We start from the raw sequence: 24,608 nt of genomic DNA, 5'->3' as shown, positions 1-24,608 counted from the left end.
ACCCAAAGCCAAGGAGGCTTCCCGTGACCACCTTCACCGGTCAGGATTCGCTGAAGACCCGCCGCTCGCTCAGCGCGGGCGGCAAGAGCTACGACTATTTCAGCCTGAAGGCCGCCGAGGAGGCGGGCCTCGGCGATCTGTCGCGGCTGCCGTTCTCGATGAAGGTGCTGCTGGAAAACCTGCTGCGCTTCGAGGACGGGCGCACCGTCTCCGTCGACGACGTGAAGGCGGTGGCCCAATGGCTGGTCGACAAGCGGTCCGACCGTGAAATCGCCTATCGGCCCGCGCGCGTGCTGATGCAGGACTTCACCGGCGTGCCGGCGGTCTGCGATCTGGCGGCGATGCGCGAAGCCATGGCATCGCTGGGCGGCGATCCGGCGAAGATCAACCCGCTGGTGCCGGTCGACCTCGTCATCGACCACTCGGTGATGGTCGATTACTTTGGCGGCAACGATGCCTTCGAAAAGAACGTCGAACTGGAGTTCGAGCGCAACCTGGAACGCTACGCCTTCCTGCGCTGGGGCCAGAAGGCCTTCGACAATTTCCGCGTGGTGCCGCCGGGCACCGGCATCTGCCATCAGGTGAACACCGAATATCTGGCTCAGGTGGTGTGGACCGACAGCGACCCGTCGGGCAAGCCGGTGGCCTACCCCGACACGCTGGTCGGCACCGACAGCCACACCACCATGGTCAACGGCCTGTCCGTGCTGGGCTGGGGCGTCGGCGGCATCGAGGCGGAGGCCGCGATGCTGGGGCAGCCGATCTCCATGCTGATCCCCGAGGTCGTCGGCTTCAAGCTGACCGGGCGGATGAAGGAGGGCATGACCGCCACCGATCTGGTGCTGACCGTCACCCAGATGCTGCGCAGGAAGGGCGTGGTCGGCAAGTTCGTGGAGTTCTTCGGGCCGGGCTTGGACAGCATGACGTTGCCCGACCGCGCCACCATCGGCAACATGGCGCCGGAATATGGCGCCACCTGCGGCATCTTCCCCATCGACGCCGAGACCATCCGCTACCTGACCTTCACCGGCCGCGATCCCGACCGCGTGGCGCTGGTCGAGGCCTATGCCAAGGCGCAGGGCATGTGGCGCGAACCGGACAGCCCCGATCCGGTGTTCACCGAGGTACTGGAACTGGACATGGCCACGGTGGAGCCGTCGCTGGCCGGCCCGAAGCGCCCGCAGGACCGTGTCGCCCTGTCGGGCATCGCCCAGGGCTTCGCCAAGGACATGACCGACGCCTACAAGGCGGACGACCCCAACAAGGCGGTTCCGGTGAAGGGCGCCGATTACAGCCTGGAGCAGGGTGCGGTCGTCATCGCCGCCATCACCTCCTGCACCAACACCTCCAACCCGGCGGTGCTGGTCGCCGCCGGCCTGCTGGCCAAGAAGGCGGTGGAAAAGGGGCTGAAGCAGAAGCCGTGGGTCAAGACCTCGCTGGCCCCAGGATCGCAGGTGGTCACCGACTATCTCGCCAAGGCCGGGCTGCAACCCTACCTGGACCGCATCGGCTTCAACATCGTCGGCTATGGCTGCACCACCTGCATCGGCAATTCCGGGCCGCTGCCGGAACCGATCGCCGCGGCGGTGGAGGAGGGCAACCTCGTGGTCGGCGCCGTGCTGTCGGGCAACCGCAACTTCGAAGGCCGCGTCAACCCGCACACCCGCGCCAACTATCTGGCCTCGCCGCCGCTGTGCGTCGCCTATGCGCTGGCCGGCAACCTGAACATCGACCTGACGACGGAGCCGATCGGCGAGGGCACCGACGGCCCGGTCTATCTGAGGGACATCTGGCCGAGCAACCGCGAGGTTCAGGACGCCATCGACGCCTCACTGACCGCGGACATGTTCCGCAGCCGCTATTCCGACGTGTTCAAGGGCCCGGAGCAGTGGCAGGCCATCGCCACGGCGGAGGGCCAGACCTACCAGTGGCAGGAAGGCTCCACCTATGTGAAGCTGCCGCCCTTCTTCAGCGGCCTGACCAAGACGCCGGACCCGGTGTCGGACGTCCGTGGCGCGCGGGTGCTGGCGGTGCTGGGAGATTCGATCACCACCGACCACATCTCCCCCGCCGGCTCGATCAAGCGGACCAGCCCGGCCGGCGAATATCTGCTGAGCTATCAGGTCCGTCCGCAGGACTTCAACAGCTACGGCGCCCGCCGCGGCAACCATGAAGTCATGATGCGCGGCACCTTCGCCAACATCCGCATCCGCAACGAGCTGATCCCCGGCGTGGAAGGCGGTGAGACCAAGCATTACCCGTCGGGCGAACAGCTGCCGATCTACACCGCTGCCATGCGCTACGCCGACGAGGGCGTGCCGCTGGTGGTGGTCGCCGGCAAGGAATACGGCACGGGATCGAGCCGCGACTGGGCGGCGAAGGGCACCCGGCTGCTGGGCATCCGCGCGGTGATCGCCGAGAGCTTCGAGCGCATCCACCGCTCCAATCTGGTCGGCATGGGCATCCTGCCGCTGCAGTTCAAGGACGGTATCACCCGTGCCGACCTGAAGCTGGACGGGTCGGAGACCTTCGACATCGCCGGCATCGAGCAGGACCTGCGCCCGCGCAAGGACGTCACCCTGACCCTGACCCGCGCCGACGGCAAGGTCGAGACCCACCCGCTCCTGCTGCGCATCGATACGGTGGACGAGGTGGAGTATTACAGGAACGGCGGCGTGCTGAACTTCGTGCTGCGGAATCTGGCGAAGTAAGGCCTGCCATGGGCTGAGTAAGAAAAGGGCCGCTTCCCGGTGGGGAGCGGCCCTTTTTCTTGGTGTCCTGTTTTGGCCCGCGTGCCCTCACGCCGCCCCGGCGCTCGCCATCATGCGGCGGAGGTCGTTGGGGAAGACCGGCTTGTGCAGCAGGCGGAAGCCGCGGCGTTCGGCTTCTTCCTGGCGTTCGGAACTGGTGTCGCCGGTCAGGATGATGCCGGGAACGGTCCGGCCCAGCATGGCCTGCACCGCGACAACCGCCTCCGGGCCGGTGCGGCCCTGCTGGAGCTGGTAGTCGGCCAGCACGATCTGCGGGCAGCGTCCGTCGGCGCGCAGCCGCTCCAGCGCCTGATCACCCGACTTGGCGGTCAGCACGTCATACCCCCAGCCTTCCAGGATCGCTTTGAGGCCAAGCAGGATGATCGCCTCGTCGTCGATCACCAGCACCATGCCCTTGGCATCCGCTCCCTTGCTGGGCGGAATCGCCGTCTTGACCGCAACGTCTCCGCCATTCGTCGCCCCCCTGCCCTTGCCGCCACCGAACGCGCTGGCGATGGCGTTGATCGCCTGTCCGCGGTCATTGGCGGCGGCATTGGCCGCATCGTTGGCGGCGGCGGAGCGGCGGGCCAGCGTCGCCGCGGCGGCGGCCGTGCCGCTGGCGGGACGGGCATTGCCCAGGATCACCCGCGGCAGTTCCACCGCGAAGACCGAGCCCTTGCCCTCCCACGACCGCACCGTCACCGGATGGCCGAGCAGCCGCGACAGCCGCTTGACGATGGCCAAGCCCAGGCCCAGGCCGCGCTCGCTGCGCTCGCCCAGCTGGGTGAACTCCTCGAAGATGTCCTCCAGCCGGTCGGCGGGGATGCCGGCGCCGGTGTCCCACACCTCCACCCGCATGCCCGACGGCGTGCGCCGGCAGCCCAGCAGCACCTTGCCGCTGGTGGTGTAGCGCAGGGCGTTTTCCACCAGATTGCGCAGGATGCGTTCCAGATGGGCCGGGTCGGTGCGCACCCAGGCACGGGTCGGCACGGCGCGCAGTTCCAGCCCCTTCTGGGCGGCGCGCGGGCCATATTCGGCGACCAGCCGGCCGAGCAGTTGGTTCAGCCGCACCTCGACCGGAGTGGCGACGATCTTGCCGGACTCCAGCCGCGACATGTCGAGCAGGCCGTCCAGCAGGCTCTTCAGCGTGTCCAGCCCCTGGCGGATGTTGTCCAGGATCGGCAGCGCCGGGTGCCCCTGCAGCCGGTCGCTCAGCGCCGCGGTGAAGAGATAGAGCGACTGGACCGGCTGGCGCAGGTCGTGGCTGGCGGCGGCAAGGAACTTCGATTTGCCCTCGTTGGCTTGGTCGGCCTCCTCCCGCGCGCGGTGCAGCTCGGCCTCGGCCCTCTTGCGGTCTGTGACCTCGACCGCGGCACAGGTGACGCCCTCCACCCGGCCGGAGGGATCGCGCAGGGGATCGACGGTCAGGTCGAAGAAGCGCTCCTCGCCCTTGCAGCGGATGCGAACCTCCTCGCGCGCGCCGACGCCGCTTTCCATCACGCGGCGCTTCAACGCCATCAGGTTGTCGGCTTCCTCGCCATGGTCGAACAGGTCGGCATCGGTACGGCCGAACAGCGCCTCCGGCGAGAAACCCAGCAATTCGGAATGGGACCAGGTGTAGCGCAGCTCGCGGTCCTGGTTGAAGACCGCCACCCCCGAATTGCGCAGGCCGGTGCGCACGCGCTCCTCCGCGACGCGCAGGGCCTCCTCGGTGCGCTTGCGCTCGGTGATGTCGATGCCCGACGCGATCAGGTGGGTGACATGGCCGTCGGCATCGACCATCGGGGTCAGGTTGACGTCCACCGTCAACTCGCGCCCGTCGCCCAGCCGCAGCCCGGAGTCGAAGCGGGAGGAGCGGCCGTGCGCGCCCAGCGCCAGCGCCTGGCGCAGCCGCTCGCGCCCGGCGTCGTCGAAGGACAGCCAGCAGATCTCGTCGAAGGGACGGCCGACGATGCGGGCGGCCGGCAGCCCGGCGGCATCGGCGGCGGCACGGTTGACCTGGGCAACCGCCCCGTCCGGCGTCAGCACGCCGACATAGGCCGGCAGCGCGTCCAGAACGGCGCGGATGTGGCTTTCCGACTGGCGCAGCGCCGCTTCGCGCGCTTCCAGCCGGTCGGCCATCATGTCGAAGGCATGGCCGAGCTGGCCGATCTCCGACGAGCGGTCGGACAGCTTGACGCGGGTGGCGGTCTTGCCCTCGCTCCAGTCGCGGGCGGCGCAGACCAGCGCGTCGACGGGGCGGCGGATGAACAGGGTGCCGCCGATCCAGGCGGCGGCGGCGGCGACCAGGAAGCCGGACAGGGTCATCAGCAACCCGTCGCGGGTGGCGCGATCCACCGCCCCCATCGCGGCACCGCGGTCGACGCCGACGCTGATGAACAGGTCGCGGATTCCGGCGGTGGGCGGGGAGAAGGCCAGGATGCGGGAGACGCCATCCAGTCCGGGCAGCATCGTCACACCCATGTCGGTCGCCGACAGCAGCGGCAGGTAGTTGTCGGGCAGCCGCTCGCCGACGCGGCCCTGGGTGCCCGGCAGCTTGACCAGGATGGTGCCGGACCGGTCGGCGACGGTCAGGGCCGTGTTCTCCGGCATCGGGCGGGTGGCGAAGATGGAGGTCAGCCGCGGCACGTCGAGAGACAGGGCGATCACGCCGGCCCGCTTGCCCTCGGCATCGGTGTAGGGAACCGCGACCGGAAGCTCGCCGCCGGCGACACCGGAATGGGTGATCGTCCATTCGCCGACCACGAAGCGGCCCTGGGCCATCGCGCGGCGGAAATGCGGTTGGGAGGTCAGGGAGGAGCCGATGCGCGCCGGGTCGGCGCTGCACCTGATGCGCCCGCCGGCATCGGTGACCGACAGGGTGCGGTAGTCGGCGGATCGGGCGGACAGCCGCTCCAGATAGGCTTGGCAGCCGGCGACCTCGCCCCCGCTCCCGTCTCCGCGCAGGAAGGGGGCCTCCGTCACCGCGGTGACCATCAATCGGGCGCTGTCCAGGATGCGGACATGTTCGCTCTCCACCTGACGCAGCAGCCGTTCGGCCTGGAGGGTGACCTCCGCCTCGCGCTCCGCCCGCTGTTCGAGCACGCTGTAGATCTGGATGCCGATCGCCGGCAGAACCGCGAGCAGGACCAGGATGAAGAGGCGTGCCAGAAGGGTCATGGCGTAGACGAGGCTCCCACCGCGAAGCCGACCGGATGGCGCACCAGGCGCACCACCGTGCCGCTTGCCTATCGCTATCGCACTTATGGTTAAGCGCCGGTTAATTTAGAAAACAGTTGGGTAGAATAGGCGGAAAGCTCCCGCCCGATCGAAAGAAATGCCCTCAAGAATGCTGGTTGGTCAGCCGCATTTGTATAAAAATTCAAAACATACCCCCAACGAGTGGTTACGGCCAAAAGAGGTATGACGTCACCGGAACCTGAACCTCCCACCCCAAGGCCGGTTTTGGATTTCCGACGGTGCGGGAACAGCGCAGGGAATGGGGTGTTGATGGCTTGCAATGACCCATCCCTTCTTCCTCCCCCCGCTCCGCACCACCCCCCAGGGCACGCCGCGCCGCGTCGGGGTGGAACTTGAATTCGCCGATCTGGACGCGCCATCGGCCGCGTCCTGCGTGCGCGAGTTGTTCGGGGGGACGGTCACCGTCGAAAACCCGCACCGATGTCTGGTGAGCGGCACCAGCCTGGGCGACTTCACGGTGGAACTGGATATGCGCTCCGCCCACCCCGGCAAGGGAGGGGCCGCGGTGCTGGACCCCTTGCGTCCGCTCTGGGGCAACATCGGCAGTCTGGTGATGCCGTTCGAGATCGCCGCCCCGCCGGTGACGGTGGAGCAGATGCCGGACCTGGAGAGGCTGGTCGCCTGCCTGCGCGACCGCGGTGCCGCCGGGACGGAGGCCAGCCCGCTCTTCGCCTTCGGCCTGCATTTCAATCCGGAGGTGGCGCGGACGGACGGCGACTATGTGCTCGATCACCTGAAAGCCTTCCTGATCCTGGCGCCCTGGCTGAGGCGGGAGATCCGCGTCGACCCGACCCGCCGCCTGTCCGGCTTCATCGCCGCCTTCCCCGCCCCTTATGCCGCCAAGCTCGCCGACCCGGCCTATCGCCCCGACCTGGGCGGGCTGATCGACGATTATCTGGCCGACAACCCCACCCGCAATCGCGAGCTGGACCTGTTCCCGCTGTTCGCCCATCTCGACCCCGACCGCTTGGCGAAGGCGATGGAGGACCCGCATGTCCGCCCGCGCCCGACCTTTCACTACCGGCTGCCCAACGCGCGGCTGAGCGATCCGGACTGGTCGCTCGCCGCCGACTGGAACCGTTGGGTGGCGGTGGAACGGCTGGCGGCGGACCGCGCCTTGCTGGACGGACTGGGTGCCGAGTACCGGCAGATGGCCGACACGCAGGCGCTCGATCGCTGGGCCGAGCGGATCGACGGCTTCATGGCCGCGAATCCCGTCATCCATGGCCCTCCCGGTGAGGACGATGCCGCGGACGGCACTCTGCGGCAGGCCGGCTGAAAAGGGAGCGTGCCATGGCAGCCGTCATCGGAAGATCCCGGCCGCTGGTCGGCATCACCGCCTCCGTCCATGGCAGCCGCATCGCCGCCATGGCCAACCGGCTTGCCCTGTGGCGGGCCGGTGCCGCATCGGTCCGCATCACGGCCGAGGCGCCTTTCCCCATCGACCGGCTGGACGCGCTGGTGGTCGGCGGCGGCGACGACATCGACGCGGCGCTCTACGGCGAATCCGCCCGGCCGCACATCCGCATCGATCCCGAACGCGACCGGCTGGAGATGCGTGCGCTGGACTGCGCCGCCCAGCGCGGCTTGCCGGTTCTGGGCATCTGCCGCGGGTCGCAGATGATCAACGTCCACCGCGGCGGCTCGCTGCACGTCGACATCCACGAGGTGTACGAGGAAGCGCCGCACATGCGCACCGTGCTGCCGCGCAAGCGCATCCGCATCGAACCCGACAGCCGGCTGTACCGCATCCTCGGCATCGCCGAATGCCGGGTGAATGCCCTGCACCACCAGTCGGTGGACCGTGTCGGCGACGGCCTGCGCGTCGTCGCCCGCGAGCGCGCCGGCGTCGTCCAGGGCATCGAGGCGCCCGACGAGCCCTTCATGATCGGCGTGCAGTGGCACCCGGAATATCTGGTGACGGACAGCCGCCAGCAGGGCCTGTTCCGCCGTCTGGTCGCCACCGCCATGGGCACCGTGCCGATGGACGACATCGCCGGAACCGCCCCGGCCGACCTTGACCGGACCGAGGCCTCACCCACCCGCCAGTCGGTGCGGGCGCAGGGCTGAGGCGTTTCGGATCCTGACAGCCATCCCGGCAGCCACCGCGTCCTTCCTCCGCCTTGCGCGGGCGGTCGCGGCTATGCTTGAAGACATCTGTTCCAAAACGACGCGGGCGCCGCCGGAGGGATGGCTCCGGCGACGCCCGCGGTATCATGGCCGCTAAGCGGACGTTACTGGCTGCCGCCCTGGTCCGGGCCGCAGTTCGGGGTGCCCGGCGGGCAGTGGGTGCCCGTGGCGGTCTGGTTGTCGCGCGGGATGTTGCTGCCGGTGTTGTTGCCCATGCCCGACGGCGCGGTGGTCACGCCCGGCGTGGACGAACCGGACATGCTGCCGCTGGAAGTGCCGGTCGAACCCGAGGTGCCCGGAGCATTCAGCGGGCCGCTGCCCGACGAGCCGGCCGACGGCGAGGTGGTGGCGCCCGGCGTGGTGCGGACCACACCGTCCGGACCGGTGTAGCTGGTGGCGCTGTCGGCCGAACCCTGCGGAACTTGCGGGGCCGTCTGGGCCAGGGCCGGGGTAGCCATCAGGAGAACCGCCGAAACGGCGCCGATCATCAGGTTACGCATCCTCGAACTCCTTCATGGTGGCAACGCCTCGCATTCGGGCGTCTTTCGGATCGGGGCCGATGACGGACCTTGCATCGCGTGCCGCGTCGGCGTCGCGCTTGCAGGCCGGGCCATCGCCTCTTTCACCGGGTTCAACAGGGCAATCCGGCCATGGTTTCGGTCGGTGAATGCGCTTTTTTCAAGAATCCGCGGCAAAAGCGTGCCTGCGGGGCCTCCTTCGGCGTGATCCCGACGGACCGGCCCTGCGGCGGGAACATCGGGCCCGCGCCGGGGTTCAAGCCGCGAGGCGGACAGTGTGCCGGACAGCCGACCGGACGGTATCCATGCGTTTCCGCCGCGCCCGGAGTCGAATTTTCCCGATGAAGCTCAATCCTTCCGCCCCGCCGATCCATTCCCCGCAACCCGCAGCCGGGCCGGTGCTGCGCCCAGGCGTCACCTGCTGGCGGACGGAGCGGGCCGGGCGGGTGGCGGTCCTGGTCGATGGCGCCGATTATTTCGTCGCCGCCCGCGCCGCGATGGAAAAGGCACGGCATTCGATCCTTCTCGTCGGCTGGGACGTCGATCCGCGCATGCGGCTCGATCCCCACAGCCCGGAAACGCTCGGCCGCTTCCTGGCCCGGCTGATGCGGTCGCGCCCCGACCTGCATGTGCGGGCGCTGAAATGGGAGATGCCCTTCCCCATCGCGCTGGACCACCCGCACGAACCGCTGGAGCGCTGGAACCGCAACACCGGCCGCCGGCTGAACGCCCGGCTGGACGGGGAACTGCCGGTCGGTGCCGCCCAGCACCAGAAGATTTTGGTGATCGACGACGCGCTCGCCTTCTGCGGCGGGATCGACTTCTCCTTCGACCGCTGGGACACGTCGGAGCATCGCGACGACGACCCGCGCCGACGCTGCCCGAACGGCGAATCCTACGGCCCCCGCCACGACGTGATGATGATGGTCGACGGCGACGCCGCCCGGGCGCTGGCGGAACTGGCCCGGGAGCGCTGGCGATGCGCCACCGGAGAGGCGTTGGAACCCTGCCCTCCGCCGGATCATGATCCCTGGCCCGACTGCCCGCTGCGCGACTGCTCCCACCCGGTGCTGACCGATGCCGTGATCGGCGTGTCGCGCACCGTGCCGGCGACGGACGACAGCCCTGCGATCCGCGAAAGCGAGGCGCTGACCTTCGCCGCCATCGCCGCGGCGGAGCGCACCATCTATCTGGAAAACCAGTATTTCGCCTCCGCCCGCGTCGCCAGTGCGCTGGCCCGACGGCTGGCCGAGCCCGACGGGCCGGAGGTGGTGGTGGTGGTGTCGATGGAAAGTCCGAGCTGGTTCGACCGCATGGCGATGGACACGCCCCGGTCGGTCGCCCTGCGCTGCCTGCGCGAGGCCGACCGCTTCGGCCGCCTGCGCGCCATGACCCCGGTGACCGAACAGGGCGCGCCGGTGATCGTCCATTCCAAGGTGGTGGCGGTGGACGGCCGGCTGCTGCGCATCGGCTCCTCCAACCTGAACAACCGCTCGATGGGCTACGACACCGAATGCGACCTGACCATCGAGGCGCCGGAGGAGGACGGTCCCGAGCGCGACCGGGCGGCGGACGCCATCACCGGCGTGCGCAACCGCCTGCTGGCCGAGCATATGGGCATCGACCAGGACCGGCTGGAAGCCGAGCTGCGGGAGACCGGAAGCCTGATCGCTGCCATCGACCGCCTGTGCCGGCAGTCCGGCCGCCGTCTGGTGGACCTTCCCGCCACCGATCCCAGCCTGACCGAACAGGCCTTCGCCGCGCTGCGCATTGCCGATCCCGATGATCCGGATGAGGCGTGGGCCCCGTGGAAACGCCTGCCCGCTCCGCCGCGCTCGGCCTTGCGCGTGGCCGCGGCGGCGCTGCTGACCGTGGGTCTGGCGGCGGGCGCCTGGGGTGTGGTGCGGGCGGTGCGGAAGGAGGAGCGCGGTCAGTAGCGCTTTTCGTCCTCAAGCCAAGGCCCCCTCTCCGCTGTATGCGGGAGAGGGGGGCTTTTTTCAGGCGGTGGAGAAGGGGGCGCGAAGCCCCCTTTAGCGTGTCTGCGCCACCGTGCCGTCGTCGGAGATGATGATCTCGACGCGGCGGTTCTGCTGGCGGCCGGCGTCGTTGCTGTTGGAGGCGACGGGCTGCGCCTCGCCCATGCCCTGGGTGACGATGCGCGACGGCGAGACGCCGCGGGCGGACAGGGCATCGCGGACGGCCTGGGCGCGGGCTTCCGACAGGCGCAGGTTGGTGGTGTCGCTGCCGGTGTTGTCGGTGTGGCCCTCGATCCGCACGGTGCGCGCCGGATGCGCCTGCAGGAACTGGGCGAGCCGGTCCATGCGCTCATAGGCGCCGGGGGTCAGTTCCGCCCGGCCGGTGGAGAACAGGATGTCGCCGAGCGTCATCACGAGGCCGCGCTCGGTGCGCTGGGCCTGGAGGTCGCGCAGCTGCTGCTCCAACTCGGTGTTGCGAGCCTGGAGGCGGTAGGTGTCGGCATTGGCGACCACGGTCTGGGCACCCTTAACCCCGGCCGTCTCCTGCGCGATCTGCACGCGGCGGCTGACGAGGTAGGCCTGGTGATCGACCTCGGAGGCATCGGCGCCCTGGTCGCGCAGCGCCTCGGCCCGGCGCAGCGCCTGCTCGGCATCGCGCAGTTGCAGCGGGGCGTTGCCGGCGACCTGCGGGTTGGCGGCGGCAAGGCTGTAGTCCTGGCGCGCCTGGGTCAGGGCGGCGCTGTCGGTCGGCTGGGTGGCGCAGCCGGCAAGGCCGAGCCCGAGGCCGGCCAGCACCAGGAGGGTGCGAGGAGCGAGCGCGGTCATTGACGCACCTCCGGATAGCTGTAGCCCCAGCTGTTGCCGGTGCTGGTGCCGAGCGAACCGGCGGGCGCCGGCGGGACGGCGGACGGTGCGGGGTAGCTGGAGCCGCTTGCGCCGGAGCCCGTTGCCGGCAGCGTGCCGAGCGTCGAACCGCTGTAGACCGGTGCGGCGCCCGGCGCGGCATTGGGCGCCGTTGCCGACTGAGGCGTGGTCGGGGTGGCGGACTGGCGGACCGCGGCGGCGGCCTGCTGGGTCACGGCGCGCTGCGAGGTCACCGTCGCCAGTTCGGCATCGACGCGGGCCTCCTCGGCCAGACGGCGGGCGCGGGTGCGCTCGTCGGCGCGCATCGCCTTGTCGGCGGCGGCCAGCTTGTCGCGGGCGCTCTGCAGGGCGACCGGCGCATATTGCAGGGCGTTGGCGCGCTCGGCCTCCTGCACCGCCTGGGAAGCGGCGCCGAGCTGGGCGGTGGGCGGCGGCACGTCGGAGGCGCAGGCGGCCATGCCGAGCGCCGCCGACAGGACGGCGGCGGCACGCCACCGGTTCGTCGTTGCGGAATTGCGGGTCATCGCATTGGATCCTTTCGGAAGCGGCTCACGCCGAAAATCCTGGCCGACGCTACTGGCCGTAAGGCCATGTCCGTTCGGGTGGTTCGTGCCTCCAACGCGCAAGCCTGCAGGAAGGTTCCACGGCGGATCAGCCGCCGCTGCGCGACACCCCGGTCCTGGCCGCGCGGCGGCTGTCGCGGCGGTGGCGGACCAGCCGCAGCACATAGGCGCCGATCAGGACGATGAACAGCAGCAGCGTCCCCGGCACCATCAGGTCGGCGATCCAGGGGAAACCCACCCGCACCAGATAGCCCGTGCCGGCCAGCACCAGCGACCACAGCGTCGCCCCCGCCGCGGCATAGAGCAGGAACACCCCCATCGGCAGCCCGCAGGCCCCGGCGGGGACGGAGATCAGGGTGCGCAGGCCCGGCAGGGGCTGGCACAGCAGGACAGCAAGGCCGCCGCGCCGGGCGAACCATCCGGTGGCGCGATGGACCTGCTCCGGCTTCACCGTCAGCCAATGGCCGTGACGGCCGAGGAAGGCCTCGAACCGCTCCCGCCCCATCCAGTGGGCCGGCGCATACCAGACCAGTTCGCCCACCGCGGAGCCGAGCCCGGCTGCCAGCGCCACCAGCAGCAGGTTGAACTCCCCCGTCGCCGCCCCCATGCCGGCCAGCGGGATCACCGTCTCCGCCGGGATCGGCGGCAGCGCGCGTGCCAGGATCAGCATCAGGAAGATGCCGAGATAGCCGAACTGCTGCACGATCTGGATGATCCACTCGGTCATTTGCTCGATCGGGTTGGCAGTGGATTGAAGGGGTTCGATATCGTGAACCGTGCGACCGGCGCGGGCGTTCCCGAGCCGATCCTCTCTTGACCCTCCCCCCTCTTGACCCGAGTCAAGGCGCGGACCGTTCATCCACTGTTCAGTGTCTCCATCATGACCGCATCCCTCGCCCTCGCCGCCGCCCTGCTGTTCCTCAGCCATGCCCTGCCGTCCTGGCCGGGGGTGCGGCCCGCCCTGATCGCCCGGCTCGGCCGCGGCGGCTTCGCGACGATCCATTCCGTCGGTTCGCTGCTGACGCTGACCCTGTTCGTGCTGGCCTATCGCGCCGCTGATGGCGGGGAGGTTGTGTTCACGCCCTTCGACTGGGCGGCGCCGCTGGTGGCGGTGGTGATGCCGGTTGTCTTCCTGCTGCTGGTCGCCCGCGTCACCACGCGCTTCGGTAGCCAGAGCGCGCCCAACCCACCGCACGGCATCTACCGCCTGACCCGCGCACCGGGCAGCCTGGCGCTGCTGCTGTGGGCGCTGGCCCATCTGAACGCCACCGGCGACGGGCGCCGCGTGCTGCTGTTCGGCACAATGACGGCCATCGCGCTGTTCGCGCTGGTCAAGAACGAGATCGTCCTGGGCCGCAGCCCGGCCGGCCGCGCCTTCCGGGCGGAGACCTCGCTGCTGCCGTTGGCCGGCCCGCAGGGGGTGCGCGGCGCGCTGAAGGGGCTGGCGGAAATGGGGCCGGCACGATTGGCCGGAGGGCTGGCCGCTTATGGGGGCATGCTGTTGCTGCATCCCTGGCTCTTCGGGGTGGAACCACTCTACTGGATAGGTTGAGCGCGACGGCGGACTGGGGCATCTGTTGAGACGGGACTGGAGTACCGCGCCTCACCGCCACTGTGCCAGGAAGCCCCCGCATGAAAATCCGCGAGATCATGACCCGCGACGTGCAGACGGTACGGCCCGACGACAGCATCCGCCGGGCCGCGCAATTGATGGACCAGTTGAACGTCGGCATCCTGCCCGTCTGCGAAGGGCGGGATCTTGTCGGCGTGGTGACCGACCGCGACATCACCGTCCGCGCCATCTCGGCCGGAAAGCAGCCCGACCGCTGCAAGGTGGCGGAGGTGATGACCGCCAATCCCCGCTATTGCTACGAGGACGACCCGGTCGGCAGCGTCACAGAACTGATGGCCGGCCAGCAGATCCGGCGCGTGCCGGTGGTCGACCGCAACGACCGGCTGACGGGCATCGTCTCGCTGGGCGATTTGGCAACCGAAGCCAAGAACGACCGCGCCGTGCAGGGCGCGCTGGAGCGGATCTCCTCCCCCTCCCAGCCGGACCGCAGTTGACCGGCCCGCAACCACTCGGATTGGAACCGATCGCCATGGAACACACACTGGGGCCGGACGACCCGCGGGTCCGCGAACGCGCCTATCGCATTTGGGAACAGGAAGGGCGGCCCGAACACCGCCATCTCGATCACTGGGCGCAGGCCGCCCGCGAGATCGAGGAGGAGGACCGCCGCAACTCGGGCGGTCCCCGCGTCAACAGCCCGGACGCCGGGCTTGCCGTCCCCGACGACCCCGCCGCCCGCAACCAGCGGGAAGCGGCGGAGCATCTGGGGCAGTCCACAGTACCGTCCGACCAGTAGGCCGGGCGGCGGAAGCGGTCACTCGACTTTGAGGCTGACCGCCTCCATGCCCTTTTCAGTCTGGCGCACGGTCATGCGCACGCGCTGCCCGTCATCCAGGCCGCGCAGGCCGGCACTCTCGAGCGCGCGGGCCGGGATGAACACGTCGCGCCCGCCGCCGTCGGGCTGCGCGAAGCCATAGCCCTTGCCGCCGTTGAACCACTTCACGGTGGCACCCATCTCGCTGGTCGGGCCGCTGGCCTGCTGCGGCTGGCGCGGACCGCGATCCTGGAAGCCGCCCCGGTCCTGCCCCCGGTCCTGCCCCCGGTCCTGCCCCCGGTCCTGCCCCCGGTCCTGGAAGCCGCGGCCTTGGCCACGATCCTGGAAGCCACCCCGATCCTGGCCGCGATCCTGGAATCCGCGACCCTGGCCACGGTCCTGGAAGCCGCCGCGGTCGCCGCCCCGGTCCCCGAAGTTGCGGTCACGCGGACCACCGGCATCGCGCCGCGCGCCGAACCCGCGATCGCCACCCCGATCACCGAAGCCGCGGTCACCGCCCCGATCGCCGCCCCGATCCCCGAAGCTGCGCTCACCGAAGCCACGGTCGCGCCCCTGCGGACGGGCCGGGGCGGCGGCGGTGGAGAGGTCGACGGAATGCAGGGCGCTGACCTGCTGGCCTTTCCGATCCTCGACGATGTCGACGACGACGGTGGCGCCGTCCGGCAAGGTGGTGTGGCCGGCGGGCACGACGAGCGAGGCCGGCAACAGGGCATCCTTGCCGCTGTCCCCGACCTTGACGAAGCCGTAGCCGCGTTCGGGGTTGAACCATTTCACGGTTGCCGTCACCTGGGTGGCGACGACGTTGGGCTGACGATAGACGTGGCTGCGGGGCGGCTGATTGTACATGGGAAACCCGAACTCCGGCAAACAGAAGCGGCGCCCGCACCGGTCCCGACATGGACCGGCGGACGCCAACCCCTGACACATCGCCCGTCCCGGCGGCTTTGGCAAGTCGGGACCGCTCCGAATACGCCGGACAGGCTGTAAAATCTTACATGCGGTCCGTCAGCCCAGGGCCAGGGCTATCATATATGAGAATTCGAGCGATGGCGTTGCGCTGCGGATGCCCTTCTCCCCTTGCGGGAGAAGGGCTTTGCATGCGAACGAATTCCATATGCGATTGTCCTGAGCATCAGCCCATCAGACGGTCCATCAGGCGGTCGGGCACCGGCGGCGGTTCGCGCGGCGGAACCGGGATGGGGGCCGGCGGCTCCCCCAGCGGCGGGCGGGACGGATCGCCCGGCACCGGCAACGGCTCGTCGGGACCGATCGGGGGAATGGACGGCTCGCGCGGCGGAGACGGCGGAAAAGGACCAAGGCTGAAATTCATGCTCGGTGTCCCCATCGGTGGAAAGGCGGCGGTGATTGGAATGGACTAGGCGGGTCAGCCGCCTTGGCCGCCGGGAGCCGTCTGCGACAGGCGGCGGGCGTCGTTCAGGCTTTCCATGCAGCGGGCCTCATCGCCGTCGCGGGCGGCACTGCGGGCCGCCGTGACCAGGGCCTCCAGCTGGGCGTTGCGCGCGGCCTGTCCCATCATCCCGTTGGCTCCGCCGGAGCCGCCGGCTCCGCTGTCCGGCATCGCGCGGGAATTTGCCTGCGGAGCGACGGAGGGGGCGGTCGGCATGTTGCTGCCGGTCGCCGGGGGTTCGATCACCGACCGGTCGCCGACGGCGGGCGGCGCCACCATGCCGCCGGACTGGGCCAGTTCCTCGCTGCTGGTGCCCGATCCGGAACCGGAGCCCTGCTCGTCGCGCGGGGTCGAGCCGGACAGGCCGGGTGCCGTGCCATCGGGAACGGCGACCGGCGGCGGTTCGGTCGACAGGCCGCGGTTGGCGGCGAACTGCTCCACCATCGCGGCGCATCCGGTTTGCGCCCCGCTCTGTGCAGTAGCCGGCTGGACGGCCAGAAGCCCGGCCGCCACCGCAAGCGCAAGGGGGGCGACGGGGCCAAGCCTCGTTAAATCTGTCCGCATCGGTCGCATCCTCCTCGGTTGGCTGTGCCACGGACGGCGTATGTCAACCGAGTCAACGGCAGCCGGCAGGGCCGGGTTCCGGTGGCGTGATCCGATGGCCGCTTCCGATGGCTGGGCGGAAGAGAGGTCCGGCCATGCAGCTTGCTCATTTCGCGGGCAGACGCCGGCTGCTGTAGAGTGCCGGTCCACGATCTCAACCAACGGTTCATAAGTCCATCATGATCGCCAATATGGCTGCGCTCGGCGCGGCGCTGTGCTGGGCCGCGGGCGGCCTGATCGCCATCGGGCCGGTGCGGGTGCTCGGCTCCATCGCGTTCAACCGCGTGCGCCTGACCATCGTCGCCGCGGTCCTGCTCGTCGCCACCACGCTGCTGGGCGGTTGGGAGACGCTGGACACCGGAGCGGTCCTGACCCTGGCCCTGTCGGGGGCCGCCGGCATCGTGATGGGCGACATGGCGCTGTTCTGGTCGCTCAGCCGGCTGGGGCCGCGGCGCAACGTGGTGATCTACGCCGCCAACGCGCCGCTGACGGCCCTGCTCGGCTACACCCTGCTGGGCGAGGCGCTGGGGACGTGGACGACGCTGGGAATCGTGCTGGTGACGCTGGGGGTGATGCTGGCGGTGGCGTTGCGCTCCGGCTCCACCCACAATTGGGAAGCGGTGCAGGGCAGCCTGCTGGCCGGCGTCGGCGTCTGTCTGGTGGCGGCGGTGGCGCAGGCGGTGGGATCGGTGATCGCCAAGCCGGTGATGGCGGCCGGTGCCGATCCGGTCGCGTCGGCCACCGTGCGGGTGACGACGGCGGCGCTGATGTTCACCGCTATCGGCGCCCTGTCGGCGCTGCGGGGTGGCGATGCGGCGGCGGCCGGCGGCGGCCTGTTCCTGCCGCGGGGCCTGACGCCGAAGCTGGCCCTTCAGGTCGCCGGCAACGGGCTTCTGGGCGTCGGTCTGGGAATGACGCTTCTGCTGGTCGGGCTGGCACACGGCAACGCCGGGGTGGTCGCCACCCTGTCGGCCCTGAGCCCGGTGCTGATCCTGCCGATGATGTGGCTGATGACAGGTCAGCGCCCGTCGCTGGGCGCCTGGGCCGGCGCCGCGGTCGCCGTTGCCGGCGTCGCCCTGATCGTGAACCGCTGACCCTCAACAGATGGAAGAGAGCCTCAGCGCGCCTCGACCGCGACGCCCAGGGTGGGCAGCGCCGCCTGCAGCGCGGCGGAGGCGCGGTTGACGGCGTCGCGCAGCTGCGCCTTCAACGCCGGCACCTCGGGACGATCCTGTTCGCAGGCATGCTGCAGCATGCGGGCCAGCCGCGACAGCTCCAGCAGGCCGACATTGCCGGCCAGCGACACCATGGCATGGGCGTCGGTGGCGGCGTCCTTCATGGTCTCCGCCTCGCTGATGCGGTCGGCGCGCAGGGCCAGTTCCGCCAGCGTGCCGGTGACGAAGCGGGGAAGCACGTCGCCGCCCAGCGTATCCGCCAGCGTGTCCAGCGCGGCGCGGTTCAGCACAGGCGCGCCGCCGGACACCGGAGCGACGCCGGCCAGCACGGCCGCCTCCTCCGCGTCGCCGCCGGGCCGGGCAGTATCCGCCGCAGTATCCGCCGCAGCCTTCGCGTCTGCATCCGCCTTGGCTTCCAGCCAGCGGTCGACCGCCGACAGCAGGGTGTCGCGCTCGATCGGTTTGGTCACATGGTCGTTCATGCCGACATCCAGGCAAAGCTGCAGCTGATCGGTCAGCGCGTTGGCGGTCAGTGCGATGATGGGCACGGCACCCCGCCGTCCGCCAAGCTGACGGATCGCCGCGGTGGCCTGCAAGCCGTCCATCCGGGGCATCTGCATGTCCATCAGGACCAGGTCGAACTCGCCGCCGCGGACCGCCTCCACCGCCAGCACGCCGTCCTCCGCCACCTCCACCGTGTGGCCGGCCTTGCAGAGGATGGAGGAGGTGACGATCTGGTTCATCGGCACATCCTCGGCCAGCAGGATGCGGGCGCTGCGCCCGGCGGCACCCTCCGCCCGCCGCTCCGCCACGAGGCCGGGAGCCTCCGCCACCGGCAACGGCAGCTCGAACCGGAAGGTGCTGCCGACACCCGGGCTGCTCTGCACGCCGATCCGCCCGCCCATCAGCTCCGACAGCTGCTTGGAGATGATCAATCCAAGCCCGGTGCCGCCGAAGCGCCGCGTGGTGGACCGGTCGCCCTGGCTGAAGCGCTGGAACAGGTTCGCCTGATCGGTTGCCGGAATGCCGGGTCCGGTGTCGCTGACGGAGAAGCGGACCAGGGCCGGCACGCCCTCGCCACGGCCGTCCTCCTCCCCCGACAGCAACCCGACGGAGACCAGCACCGATCCGCGTTCGGTGAACTTCACGGCATTGCCGACCAGATTCAGCAGGATCTGGCGGATGCGCGCCTCGTCGCCGCGGACGAAGCGCGGCACCGTGCCGCCCAGCGACAGCTGCAGCAGCAGCCCCTTCTGCGAGGCGGCGTTGCTCATCAGGTCGCGGCAGTCGCGCAGCAGCCGGTGCAGGTCGAAGGCGCGTTCCTCCAACTCCAGCTTGCCGGCCTCGATCTTCGAATAATCCAGGATGTCGCCGATGATCGCCAGCAGCCCCCGCCCGGCCTCGCGCTGGAGCGAGACATACTGGCGCTGTTCCGGCGTCAGGTCGGTGCCCAGCAGCAGGTCCGCGAACCCGATGACGCCGTTCAGCGGCGTGCGGATCTCGTGGCTCATGGAGGCCAGGAATTCCGACTTCACGCGGTTGGCCGCCTCGGCCTCCGCGCGGGCGGCGGACAGTTCCTCCTCATAACGCTTGCGTTCGGTCACGTCGCGGACGACGCCGACCACGACGAACACGCCGTCGGCCCCCACCGTCGGGCGCATGCTGGATTCGACCCACAGGTAATGGCCGTCGCGGTGGCGCAGCCGGTGGGTGAAAGTGGCGGGCGGCGACCCCGGCTGCATGCCGGCGAAGGCCATCGCCGCACTTTCCAGATCGTCGGGGTGCAGCAGATTGGCGGGGGCGCGGCCGACGAGGGCGGCCGGATCATGACCCAGGATGTCGCGCACCGACGGCGACAGGTAGCGGACCGATCCGTCCGCCTTCATCTCCAGGATCATGTCGGTGGCATTGTCGGCCAGCAGGCGGTAACGCGCCTCGCTCTCGCCCAGCCGCTGTTCGGAGCCGTGATGGCGCTGCTCGCGCAGCAGCAGGACGCCGAGGAACAGGGTGCCGAGCGGCACGATCGCCAGCATGGGCGCCGCCGTCCGCTCCGCCACCTGCAACGCCAGATCCAGGTTGGGAAGCAATGCCAGCGTGGACAGCGACGCCAGCGTCAAAAGCAGGCCGAACAGCAGGAGCGGCAGCACCCCCAGCCCGACGCGGCGCCGTTTCACCCAGACGGTGAAGCCGACGCCGACCAGGAAGGACAGCCCGGCATTGGCGACCCCGGCCTCCATCCCCACGCCGCCCAGGGAAAAGCGGTAGCCGGCCACGCCCGCCGCCGCCATCGCCGCGGAGACCGGCCCGCCGAACAGGGCGGCCAGCCCGATCAGCGGGGTCCGCGCGTCGATGAAGATGCCCGGTCCGACATGGATCGGGTGGACCATGGAGAACAGGGCGGTCAGCGCCATCACCGCGCCGAAGACGACCTGTCGGGTGAGTTGGTTCCAGCCGCCGGACCGTCGGATCAGGAAGGTATAGGCGAGAACGACGAAGGCGCTTGCCGCGATGTTCTCGGCAAGATCGTAGGCCATCGAAGAAAAGTTGCCCAACATCGCCCGGCCGTCGTCCCCGCACAATTCCCGGCTACCTCTATACCACGGAAGGGTGGCGCGAAACCGCTAACACCGACGGGAGGAATGTGACCTGAACGGGACAAAAGCATGTCGTCTTGCGCTTCCGCCTCACGCCTCCGCGTCGGGTTGGCGGTCGGGAGCGGCGGCGGCGAAGGCCGGCAGGGCACGGCAGGCTTCGTCGATGCGCAGCAGAGTCGGATAGCCGTCCAACGGGCAGGCCAGCCGGCGGGCGTTCGCCAGTTGCGGCACCAGCAGAATGTCGGCCAGCCCCGGAGCGTCGCCATGGCAGAAGCGGCCGGTGCGCGGATCGCCGGCCAGTTGGGCCTCCAGCCCGGTCAGCCCGACGGCGATCCAGTGGCGGTACCAATCGTCGACCTCCTCCTGGCCGTGGCCCATCGCCTTCAGCCGGCCAAGCACCCGCAGATTGTTCAGCGGATGGATGTCGCAGGCCACCGCCAGCGCCAACGCCCGCACCCGCGCCCGGCCCAGCGGATCGGCCGGCAGCAGCGGCGGGGCGGGGTGCGTCTCGTCCAGATACTCGATGATGGCAAGCGACTGGGTCAGCACATGGTGCCCGTCCGGCCCGTCGACCTCCAGCGCCGGCACCAGATGCTCCGGGTTGAGGTCGGCGAAGGGCGGCTTGGACTGCTCGCCCCGGCGCAGATGGACGAAGGCCTGCTCCGGCGCCAGCCCCTTCAGGTTCAGGGCGATGCGCACGCGGTAGGCGGCGGAGGAGCGGAAGTAGGTGTGGAGTTTCACGGGCGTGGGTCCGCTAGGTTGATGCTGCGCCTTGCCCCCTCCCCGACCCTCCCCCGCTGGGCGGGGGAGGATAGGTGGGGGTCTAACGTCGCCACCCTATCACAGCCCCAGATAAGCCTGCCGCACCCGCTCGTTGCTCAGCAGCGCGGCACCGCTGTCGCTCAGCACGATTTCGCCGGTCTCGATCACATAGCCGCGGTCGGCGATGGCGAGCGCCGCATGGGCGTTCTGCTCCACCAGCAGGATCGTCGTGCCCTCGCGCTTCAGCCGCTGCACGGCGTCGAAGATCTCCGCCACCAGCAGCGGCGCAAGCCCCATGCTGGGCTCGTCGAGCAGAAGCAGGCGCGGTTTCGCCATCAGCGCGCGGGCAAGCGCCACGATCTGCTGCTGACCGCCCGACAGGGTGCCGGCGGGCTGGTCGCGCTTGACCTTCAGCACCGGGAACATCTCGTAGAGCCGATCGATGTCGTCGTCGGGCTTGCCGCTGCCGCGGCGGAAGGCGCCGAGGCGCAGGTTGTCCTCCACGCTCTGCGGGCCGAACAGCTGCCGGCCTTCCGGCACCTGCACCACCCCTTCGGCGACGCGGCGCGACGCCTTCATCCGGGTGATGTCGCAGCCGTCGAAGGTGATGCGCCCGCTGCTGGCGGGGTGGACGCCGGACAGGGTGCGCAGAAGCGTCGTCTTGCCGGCGCCATTGGCACCGACCAGCGCCACCAGTTCGCCCTCCCGCACGGACAGGCTGGCCGATTTCAGCGCGTGGATGCGGCCGTAATGGCTGTTGAGGCCCTCGATCTCCAGTAGCATTCGGGCTCTCCTTACGGGGCTGCGCCGAGATAGGCGGCGATGACGTCCGGGTTGGCCGCCACCTCCTGCGGCGTGCCCTCGGCCAGCATGCGGCCCTGGTTCAGCGCGGTGATCCGGTGCGAGATGCCCATCACCATCTTCATGTCGTGCTCCACCAGGACGATGGTGACGCCGTTTTTGGCCACGGTCTTGATCACCTCGTCGATCTCGCGGCTTTCGGTGGCGTTCAGCCCGGCGGCCGGCTCGTCCAACAGAAGCAGCTTCGGTTCCGACGCCAGCGCGCGGGCGATCTCCAGCCGCTTCAGCGCGCCGTAGGGCATGGAGGCCGCATCGGCGTCGATGTACTTCTCCAGTCCGACCTCGGTCATCAGTTGCGCGGCACGATCGCGCGCCTCGCGGTCCTTGCGCACCAGCGAGGGGAAGCGGAACAGCGCCGGCAGCAGCCGGGTGTTCAGGTGCAGGTGCCGCCCCACCATGACGTTCTCCAGCGCCGTCATGTTGAAGAAGATCTGCAGGTTCTGGAAGGTGCGCGACATGCCGCGGGCGGCCAGCTTGTAGGGCGCCATGCCCGACACGTCGGCCCCGTCGAACAGCACCCGGCCGCCCGACGGCTTGTAGACGCCGGTCACCAGGTTGAACAGCGTGGTCTTGCCCGCCCCGTTCGGCCCGATGATCGAATGGATGTCGCCGGCCGCGATGGTGAAGCTGAGATCGCCGACGGCGAGCACGCCGCCAAACTCGCGGCTGAGATGCTCCACCTGCAGGATCGGCGGACCGACGCGGCGCGCCTGCGCGCTGGTATCGGGGGCAAGGTCAGTGGTGGTCAGCATGTTCATGCCCGCCTCCGCGCCGGGAGCAGCGCCGCCAGGGTGGGAAGAAGGCCCTTCGGCATGAAGACCATCGTCGCCATCAGGATGCCGCCCAGCACGATCTGCTGGTAATCCTGGAAGACGGTCAGCGCCTGGGGCAGCAGCGTCAGCACCACCGCGCCCACGACCGCGCCGAAGGTGGACGCCATGCCGCCGAACACCACCATCGTCACCAGCTCGATCGACTTGAAGAAGTCGGCCTTGGCCGGGGTGATCAGGCCGGCGTAATGGGCGAACAGGCTGCCGGCCACGCTGGCGAACACCGCCGACAGCACGAAGACCAGCACCTTGAAGCGGGCGGTGTCGACGCCGACCACCTCGGCCGCCACCTCCGACCCGTGGACGGCGCGCAGCGCCCGGCCCATCGGGCTGTCGATCAGGTTCAGCGAAAGCCAGACCACGCCCAGCAGGAACACGCCGACCACCCAGTACCAGACCTTCTCGCCATACAGCTCGACGCCGAAGATCCTGAACGGTTCCACCATCATGCCGTCCGGGCCGCCGGTCAGGCCGCTTTCGGTGCGCAGAACGATCGACACGATGATGCCGATGCCGAGCGTCGCCATGGCGAGGTAATGGCCCTTCAGCCGCAGGATCGGCTTGGCGACCAGGAAGGCCAGCAGCCCGACCGCCACGGCGCCGGCCAGCAGCGCCAGCACCGGCGGCCAGCCATAGCTGCCGACCAGCACGCCCGACGCATAGGCGCCGATACCGAAGAAGCCGGCATGGCCGAGGCTGATTTGCCCGGCATAGCCGATCAGCAGGTTCAGCCCGACGCAGACCACGGCGTTGAAGCCGGCCAGGATGGCGATGTCGAGGTAGAAGTTGTTGGGCAGGAAGGCCGGCAGGATCGCGATCACCGCGCCCAGTGCCAAAAGCCCGGTCAGCCGCCCGTGAAGGAGTGCGTTCATCGGTTGTACTGTCCTTACACCCGTTCGGTGCCGCGCTTGCCGAACAGCCCGTTCGGCATGAAGAGAAGGACGGCCAGGATGATGACGAAGGCCACCGCATCCTTGTAGGCCGAGGAGATGTAGCCGGCGCCCAGCGCCTCCGCGACGCCGACGATCAGCCCGCCGGCAACGGCGCCCGGCCCGTGGCCGAGGCCGCCCAGCACCGCGGCGGTGAAGCCCTTCAGCCCCAGCATGATCCCCATCTCGGTGTAGGAGAAGGTGATGGGCGCGACCACCGCCCCGCCGATGGCGCCCAGCGCCGCCGACAGCGCGAAGGAGGCGAGCACCACCCGCTTCACGTCGATGCCGACCAGCTGTGCGGCCAGCCGGTTGTGCGAGGTGGCGAGGATCGCCTTGCCGGTCAGCGTCTTGTTGAAGAACAGGCCGATGGCGACGATCAGCACGCCTGCGGTGCCCACCACCCACAGCGACTGCGGCTGCATCGAGGCGCCCAGGATCTGGATCGGCGTCTCGCCTGAAAAGGCATCCAGCCGCTTGAAATCCTTGCCCCAGACCAGCTCCGCCACGCCGCGCAGGAAGATCGACGCGCCGATGGTGATGATGATGAGGGTGACCGTGGAGGCGTTGCGCGCCCTCTCCACCGCGAATTTCGCCACCAGCACGCCGACCAGCATGGCGCCGCCGCAGCCGATCAGGATCGCCAGCGGCAGCGGCACGCCCGACGCGGTCAGGGTGGCCGACGCCATGCCGCCGACCATGATGAACTCGCCCTGGGCGAAGTTGATGACATGGCTGGCGTTGTAGATGATCGAGAAGCCGAGCCCCGCCAGCGCATAGATCGCGCCGATGGTCAGCCCCGACAGCATGTATTGCAGCAGTTCCGCGAACATCGTTGGGTTCCTGATGTTCCTCTCCCGCGCACAGTCCCCCCTCTCCCCCCCCGGGGAGAGGGTCGGGGTGAGGGGGATGCGTGGGGTGGATTGGCGGGAATGATCGCGGCATCACATTCTTGTGAGGCCACGCAATGCATCCCCCTCACCCTAACCCTCTCCCC

Annotated in this window: 22 protein-coding genes; 8 read left to right on the top strand and 14 right to left on the bottom strand. The window is 69.7% G+C overall.

Going from position 1 to position 24,608, the window contains the following annotated elements; translation table 11 throughout:
* The first annotated feature begins 23 nt into the window (after positions 1 to 23).
* Positions 24 to 2,711, top strand: a complete 2,688-nt coding sequence (gene acnA, locus J2Y49_RS02640; RefSeq protein ID WP_310111931.1) for an aconitate hydratase AcnA — start codon at positions 24 to 26, stop codon at positions 2,709 to 2,711.
* A gap of 87 nt (positions 2,712 to 2,798) precedes the next feature.
* Here the strand turns inward: acnA and J2Y49_RS02635 are convergent, their stop codons facing one another.
* On the bottom strand, positions 2,799 to 5,909 hold the full coding sequence (locus tag J2Y49_RS02635) for a PAS domain-containing protein (RefSeq protein WP_310111928.1): 3,111 nt from the start codon (positions 5,907 to 5,909) through the stop codon (positions 2,799 to 2,801).
* Positions 5,910 to 6,249: 340 nt separating this feature from the next.
* On the opposite strand from J2Y49_RS02635, the gene J2Y49_RS02630 reads away from it, so the two are divergent.
* Both J2Y49_RS02630 and J2Y49_RS02625 read left to right on the top strand, forming a co-directional pair.
* Complete coding sequence (locus J2Y49_RS02630) at positions 6,250 to 7,269, top strand: amidoligase family protein (protein ID WP_310111925.1); 1,020 nt, start codon at positions 6,250 to 6,252, stop codon at positions 7,267 to 7,269.
* Positions 7,270 to 7,283: 14 nt separating this feature from the next.
* Positions 7,284 to 8,060, top strand: a complete 777-nt coding sequence (locus tag J2Y49_RS02625) for a gamma-glutamyl-gamma-aminobutyrate hydrolase family protein (RefSeq protein WP_310111923.1) — start codon at positions 7,284 to 7,286, stop codon at positions 8,058 to 8,060.
* A 164-nt stretch (positions 8,061 to 8,224) separates the two neighbouring features.
* Here the strand turns inward: J2Y49_RS02625 and J2Y49_RS02620 are convergent, their stop codons facing one another.
* Positions 8,225 to 8,620 (bottom strand): hypothetical protein, encoded by a 396-nt coding sequence (locus J2Y49_RS02620; RefSeq protein WP_310111920.1) that lies wholly within the window; start codon positions 8,618 to 8,620, stop codon positions 8,225 to 8,227.
* Positions 8,621 to 8,979: 359 nt separating this feature from the next.
* Here J2Y49_RS02620 and J2Y49_RS02615 point away from each other — a divergent pair, with 359 nt between their 5' ends.
* Entirely contained in the window at positions 8,980 to 10,575 is a 1,596-nt protein-coding gene (locus J2Y49_RS02615; protein ID WP_310111917.1) for a phospholipase D-like domain-containing protein, read from the top strand.
* 93 nt (positions 10,576 to 10,668) lie between these two features.
* On the opposite strand, the gene J2Y49_RS02610 is transcribed toward J2Y49_RS02615, so the two are convergent.
* The 3 genes from J2Y49_RS02610 to J2Y49_RS02600 form a co-directional block, all read right to left on the bottom strand.
* The gene (locus J2Y49_RS02610; protein ID WP_310111915.1) at positions 10,669 to 11,439 is read right to left on the bottom strand and encodes an OmpA family protein; all 771 of its coding nucleotides are present in this window, start codon (positions 11,437 to 11,439) and stop codon (positions 10,669 to 10,671) included.
* Positions 11,436 to 12,002, bottom strand: a complete 567-nt coding sequence (locus J2Y49_RS02605) for a DUF4398 domain-containing protein (protein ID WP_310111913.1) — start codon at positions 12,000 to 12,002, stop codon at positions 11,436 to 11,438. The genes J2Y49_RS02610 and J2Y49_RS02605 overlap by 4 nt, the downstream gene beginning before the upstream one ends.
* Positions 12,003 to 12,129: 127 nt before the next feature.
* On the bottom strand, positions 12,130 to 12,768 hold the full coding sequence (locus J2Y49_RS02600) for a DedA family protein (protein WP_310111911.1): 639 nt from the start codon (positions 12,766 to 12,768) through the stop codon (positions 12,130 to 12,132).
* Positions 12,769 to 12,921: 153 nt separating this feature from the next.
* Here J2Y49_RS02600 and J2Y49_RS02595 point away from each other — a divergent pair, with 153 nt between their 5' ends.
* From J2Y49_RS02595 to J2Y49_RS02585, 3 genes are all read left to right on the top strand, one after another.
* A complete protein-coding gene (locus J2Y49_RS02595; RefSeq protein ID WP_310111910.1) occupies positions 12,922 to 13,593 on the top strand; it encodes an NnrU family protein in 672 nt (223 codons plus the stop codon).
* Positions 13,594 to 13,673: 80 nt separating this feature from the next.
* Positions 13,674 to 14,108 carry a CBS domain-containing protein gene (locus J2Y49_RS02590; RefSeq protein WP_149222356.1) on the top strand — a complete coding sequence of 145 codons (435 nt, stop codon included), beginning with the start codon at positions 13,674 to 13,676 and terminating at the stop codon, positions 14,106 to 14,108.
* 35 nt (positions 14,109 to 14,143) lie between these two features.
* Positions 14,144 to 14,410, top strand: a complete 267-nt coding sequence (locus J2Y49_RS02585) for a DUF2934 domain-containing protein (protein WP_310111905.1) — start codon at positions 14,144 to 14,146, stop codon at positions 14,408 to 14,410.
* A gap of 18 nt (positions 14,411 to 14,428) precedes the next feature.
* Here the strand turns inward: J2Y49_RS02585 and J2Y49_RS02580 are convergent, their stop codons facing one another.
* From J2Y49_RS02580 to J2Y49_RS02570, 3 genes are all read right to left on the bottom strand, one after another.
* A complete protein-coding gene (locus J2Y49_RS02580) occupies positions 14,429 to 15,295 on the bottom strand; it encodes a cold shock domain-containing protein (RefSeq protein ID WP_310111903.1) in 867 nt (288 codons plus the stop codon).
* 286 nt (positions 15,296 to 15,581) lie between these two features.
* A complete protein-coding gene (locus J2Y49_RS02575) occupies positions 15,582 to 15,779 on the bottom strand; it encodes a hypothetical protein (protein WP_310111900.1) in 198 nt (65 codons plus the stop codon).
* A gap of 54 nt (positions 15,780 to 15,833) precedes the next feature.
* A complete protein-coding gene (locus J2Y49_RS02570; RefSeq protein ID WP_310111898.1) occupies positions 15,834 to 16,421 on the bottom strand; it encodes a hypothetical protein in 588 nt (195 codons plus the stop codon).
* A 218-nt stretch (positions 16,422 to 16,639) separates the two neighbouring features.
* On the opposite strand from J2Y49_RS02570, the gene J2Y49_RS02565 reads away from it, so the two are divergent.
* Positions 16,640 to 17,554 carry a DMT family transporter gene (locus J2Y49_RS02565; RefSeq protein ID WP_014248737.1) on the top strand — a complete coding sequence of 305 codons (915 nt, stop codon included), beginning with the start codon at positions 16,640 to 16,642 and terminating at the stop codon, positions 17,552 to 17,554.
* Between the two features lie 23 nt (positions 17,555 to 17,577).
* On the opposite strand, the gene J2Y49_RS02560 is transcribed toward J2Y49_RS02565, so the two are convergent.
* The 6 genes from J2Y49_RS02560 to J2Y49_RS02535 form a co-directional block, all read right to left on the bottom strand.
* Positions 17,578 to 20,169 (bottom strand): ATP-binding protein, encoded by a 2,592-nt coding sequence (locus tag J2Y49_RS02560; RefSeq protein WP_310111895.1) that lies wholly within the window; start codon positions 20,167 to 20,169, stop codon positions 17,578 to 17,580.
* Positions 20,170 to 20,319: 150 nt separating this feature from the next.
* The gene (maiA, locus tag J2Y49_RS02555; RefSeq protein ID WP_310111893.1) at positions 20,320 to 20,970 is read right to left on the bottom strand and encodes a maleylacetoacetate isomerase; all 651 of its coding nucleotides are present in this window, start codon (positions 20,968 to 20,970) and stop codon (positions 20,320 to 20,322) included.
* 99 nt (positions 20,971 to 21,069) lie between these two features.
* Positions 21,070 to 21,774 (bottom strand): ABC transporter ATP-binding protein, encoded by a 705-nt coding sequence (locus tag J2Y49_RS02550; protein ID WP_310111890.1) that lies wholly within the window; start codon positions 21,772 to 21,774, stop codon positions 21,070 to 21,072.
* Between the two features lie 11 nt (positions 21,775 to 21,785).
* Complete coding sequence (locus tag J2Y49_RS02545) at positions 21,786 to 22,610, bottom strand: ABC transporter ATP-binding protein (protein ID WP_310111887.1); 825 nt, start codon at positions 22,608 to 22,610, stop codon at positions 21,786 to 21,788.
* Positions 22,607 to 23,554 carry a branched-chain amino acid ABC transporter permease gene (locus J2Y49_RS02540; RefSeq protein WP_310111885.1) on the bottom strand — a complete coding sequence of 316 codons (948 nt, stop codon included), beginning with the start codon at positions 23,552 to 23,554 and terminating at the stop codon, positions 22,607 to 22,609. The genes J2Y49_RS02545 and J2Y49_RS02540 overlap by 4 nt, the downstream gene beginning before the upstream one ends.
* Positions 23,555 to 23,568: 14 nt before the next feature.
* Positions 23,569 to 24,444 carry a branched-chain amino acid ABC transporter permease gene (locus J2Y49_RS02535; protein WP_310111881.1) on the bottom strand — a complete coding sequence of 292 codons (876 nt, stop codon included), beginning with the start codon at positions 24,442 to 24,444 and terminating at the stop codon, positions 23,569 to 23,571.
* Positions 24,445 to 24,608: the final 164 nt, after the last annotated feature.

The organism is Azospirillum sp. BE72, assembly GCF_031455875.1.
Classification (GTDB): domain Bacteria; phylum Pseudomonadota; class Alphaproteobacteria; order Azospirillales; family Azospirillaceae; genus Azospirillum.
The sequence above is the reverse complement of the archived record's forward strand: the minus strand, read 5'-3'. Positions and strand labels throughout refer to the sequence as shown.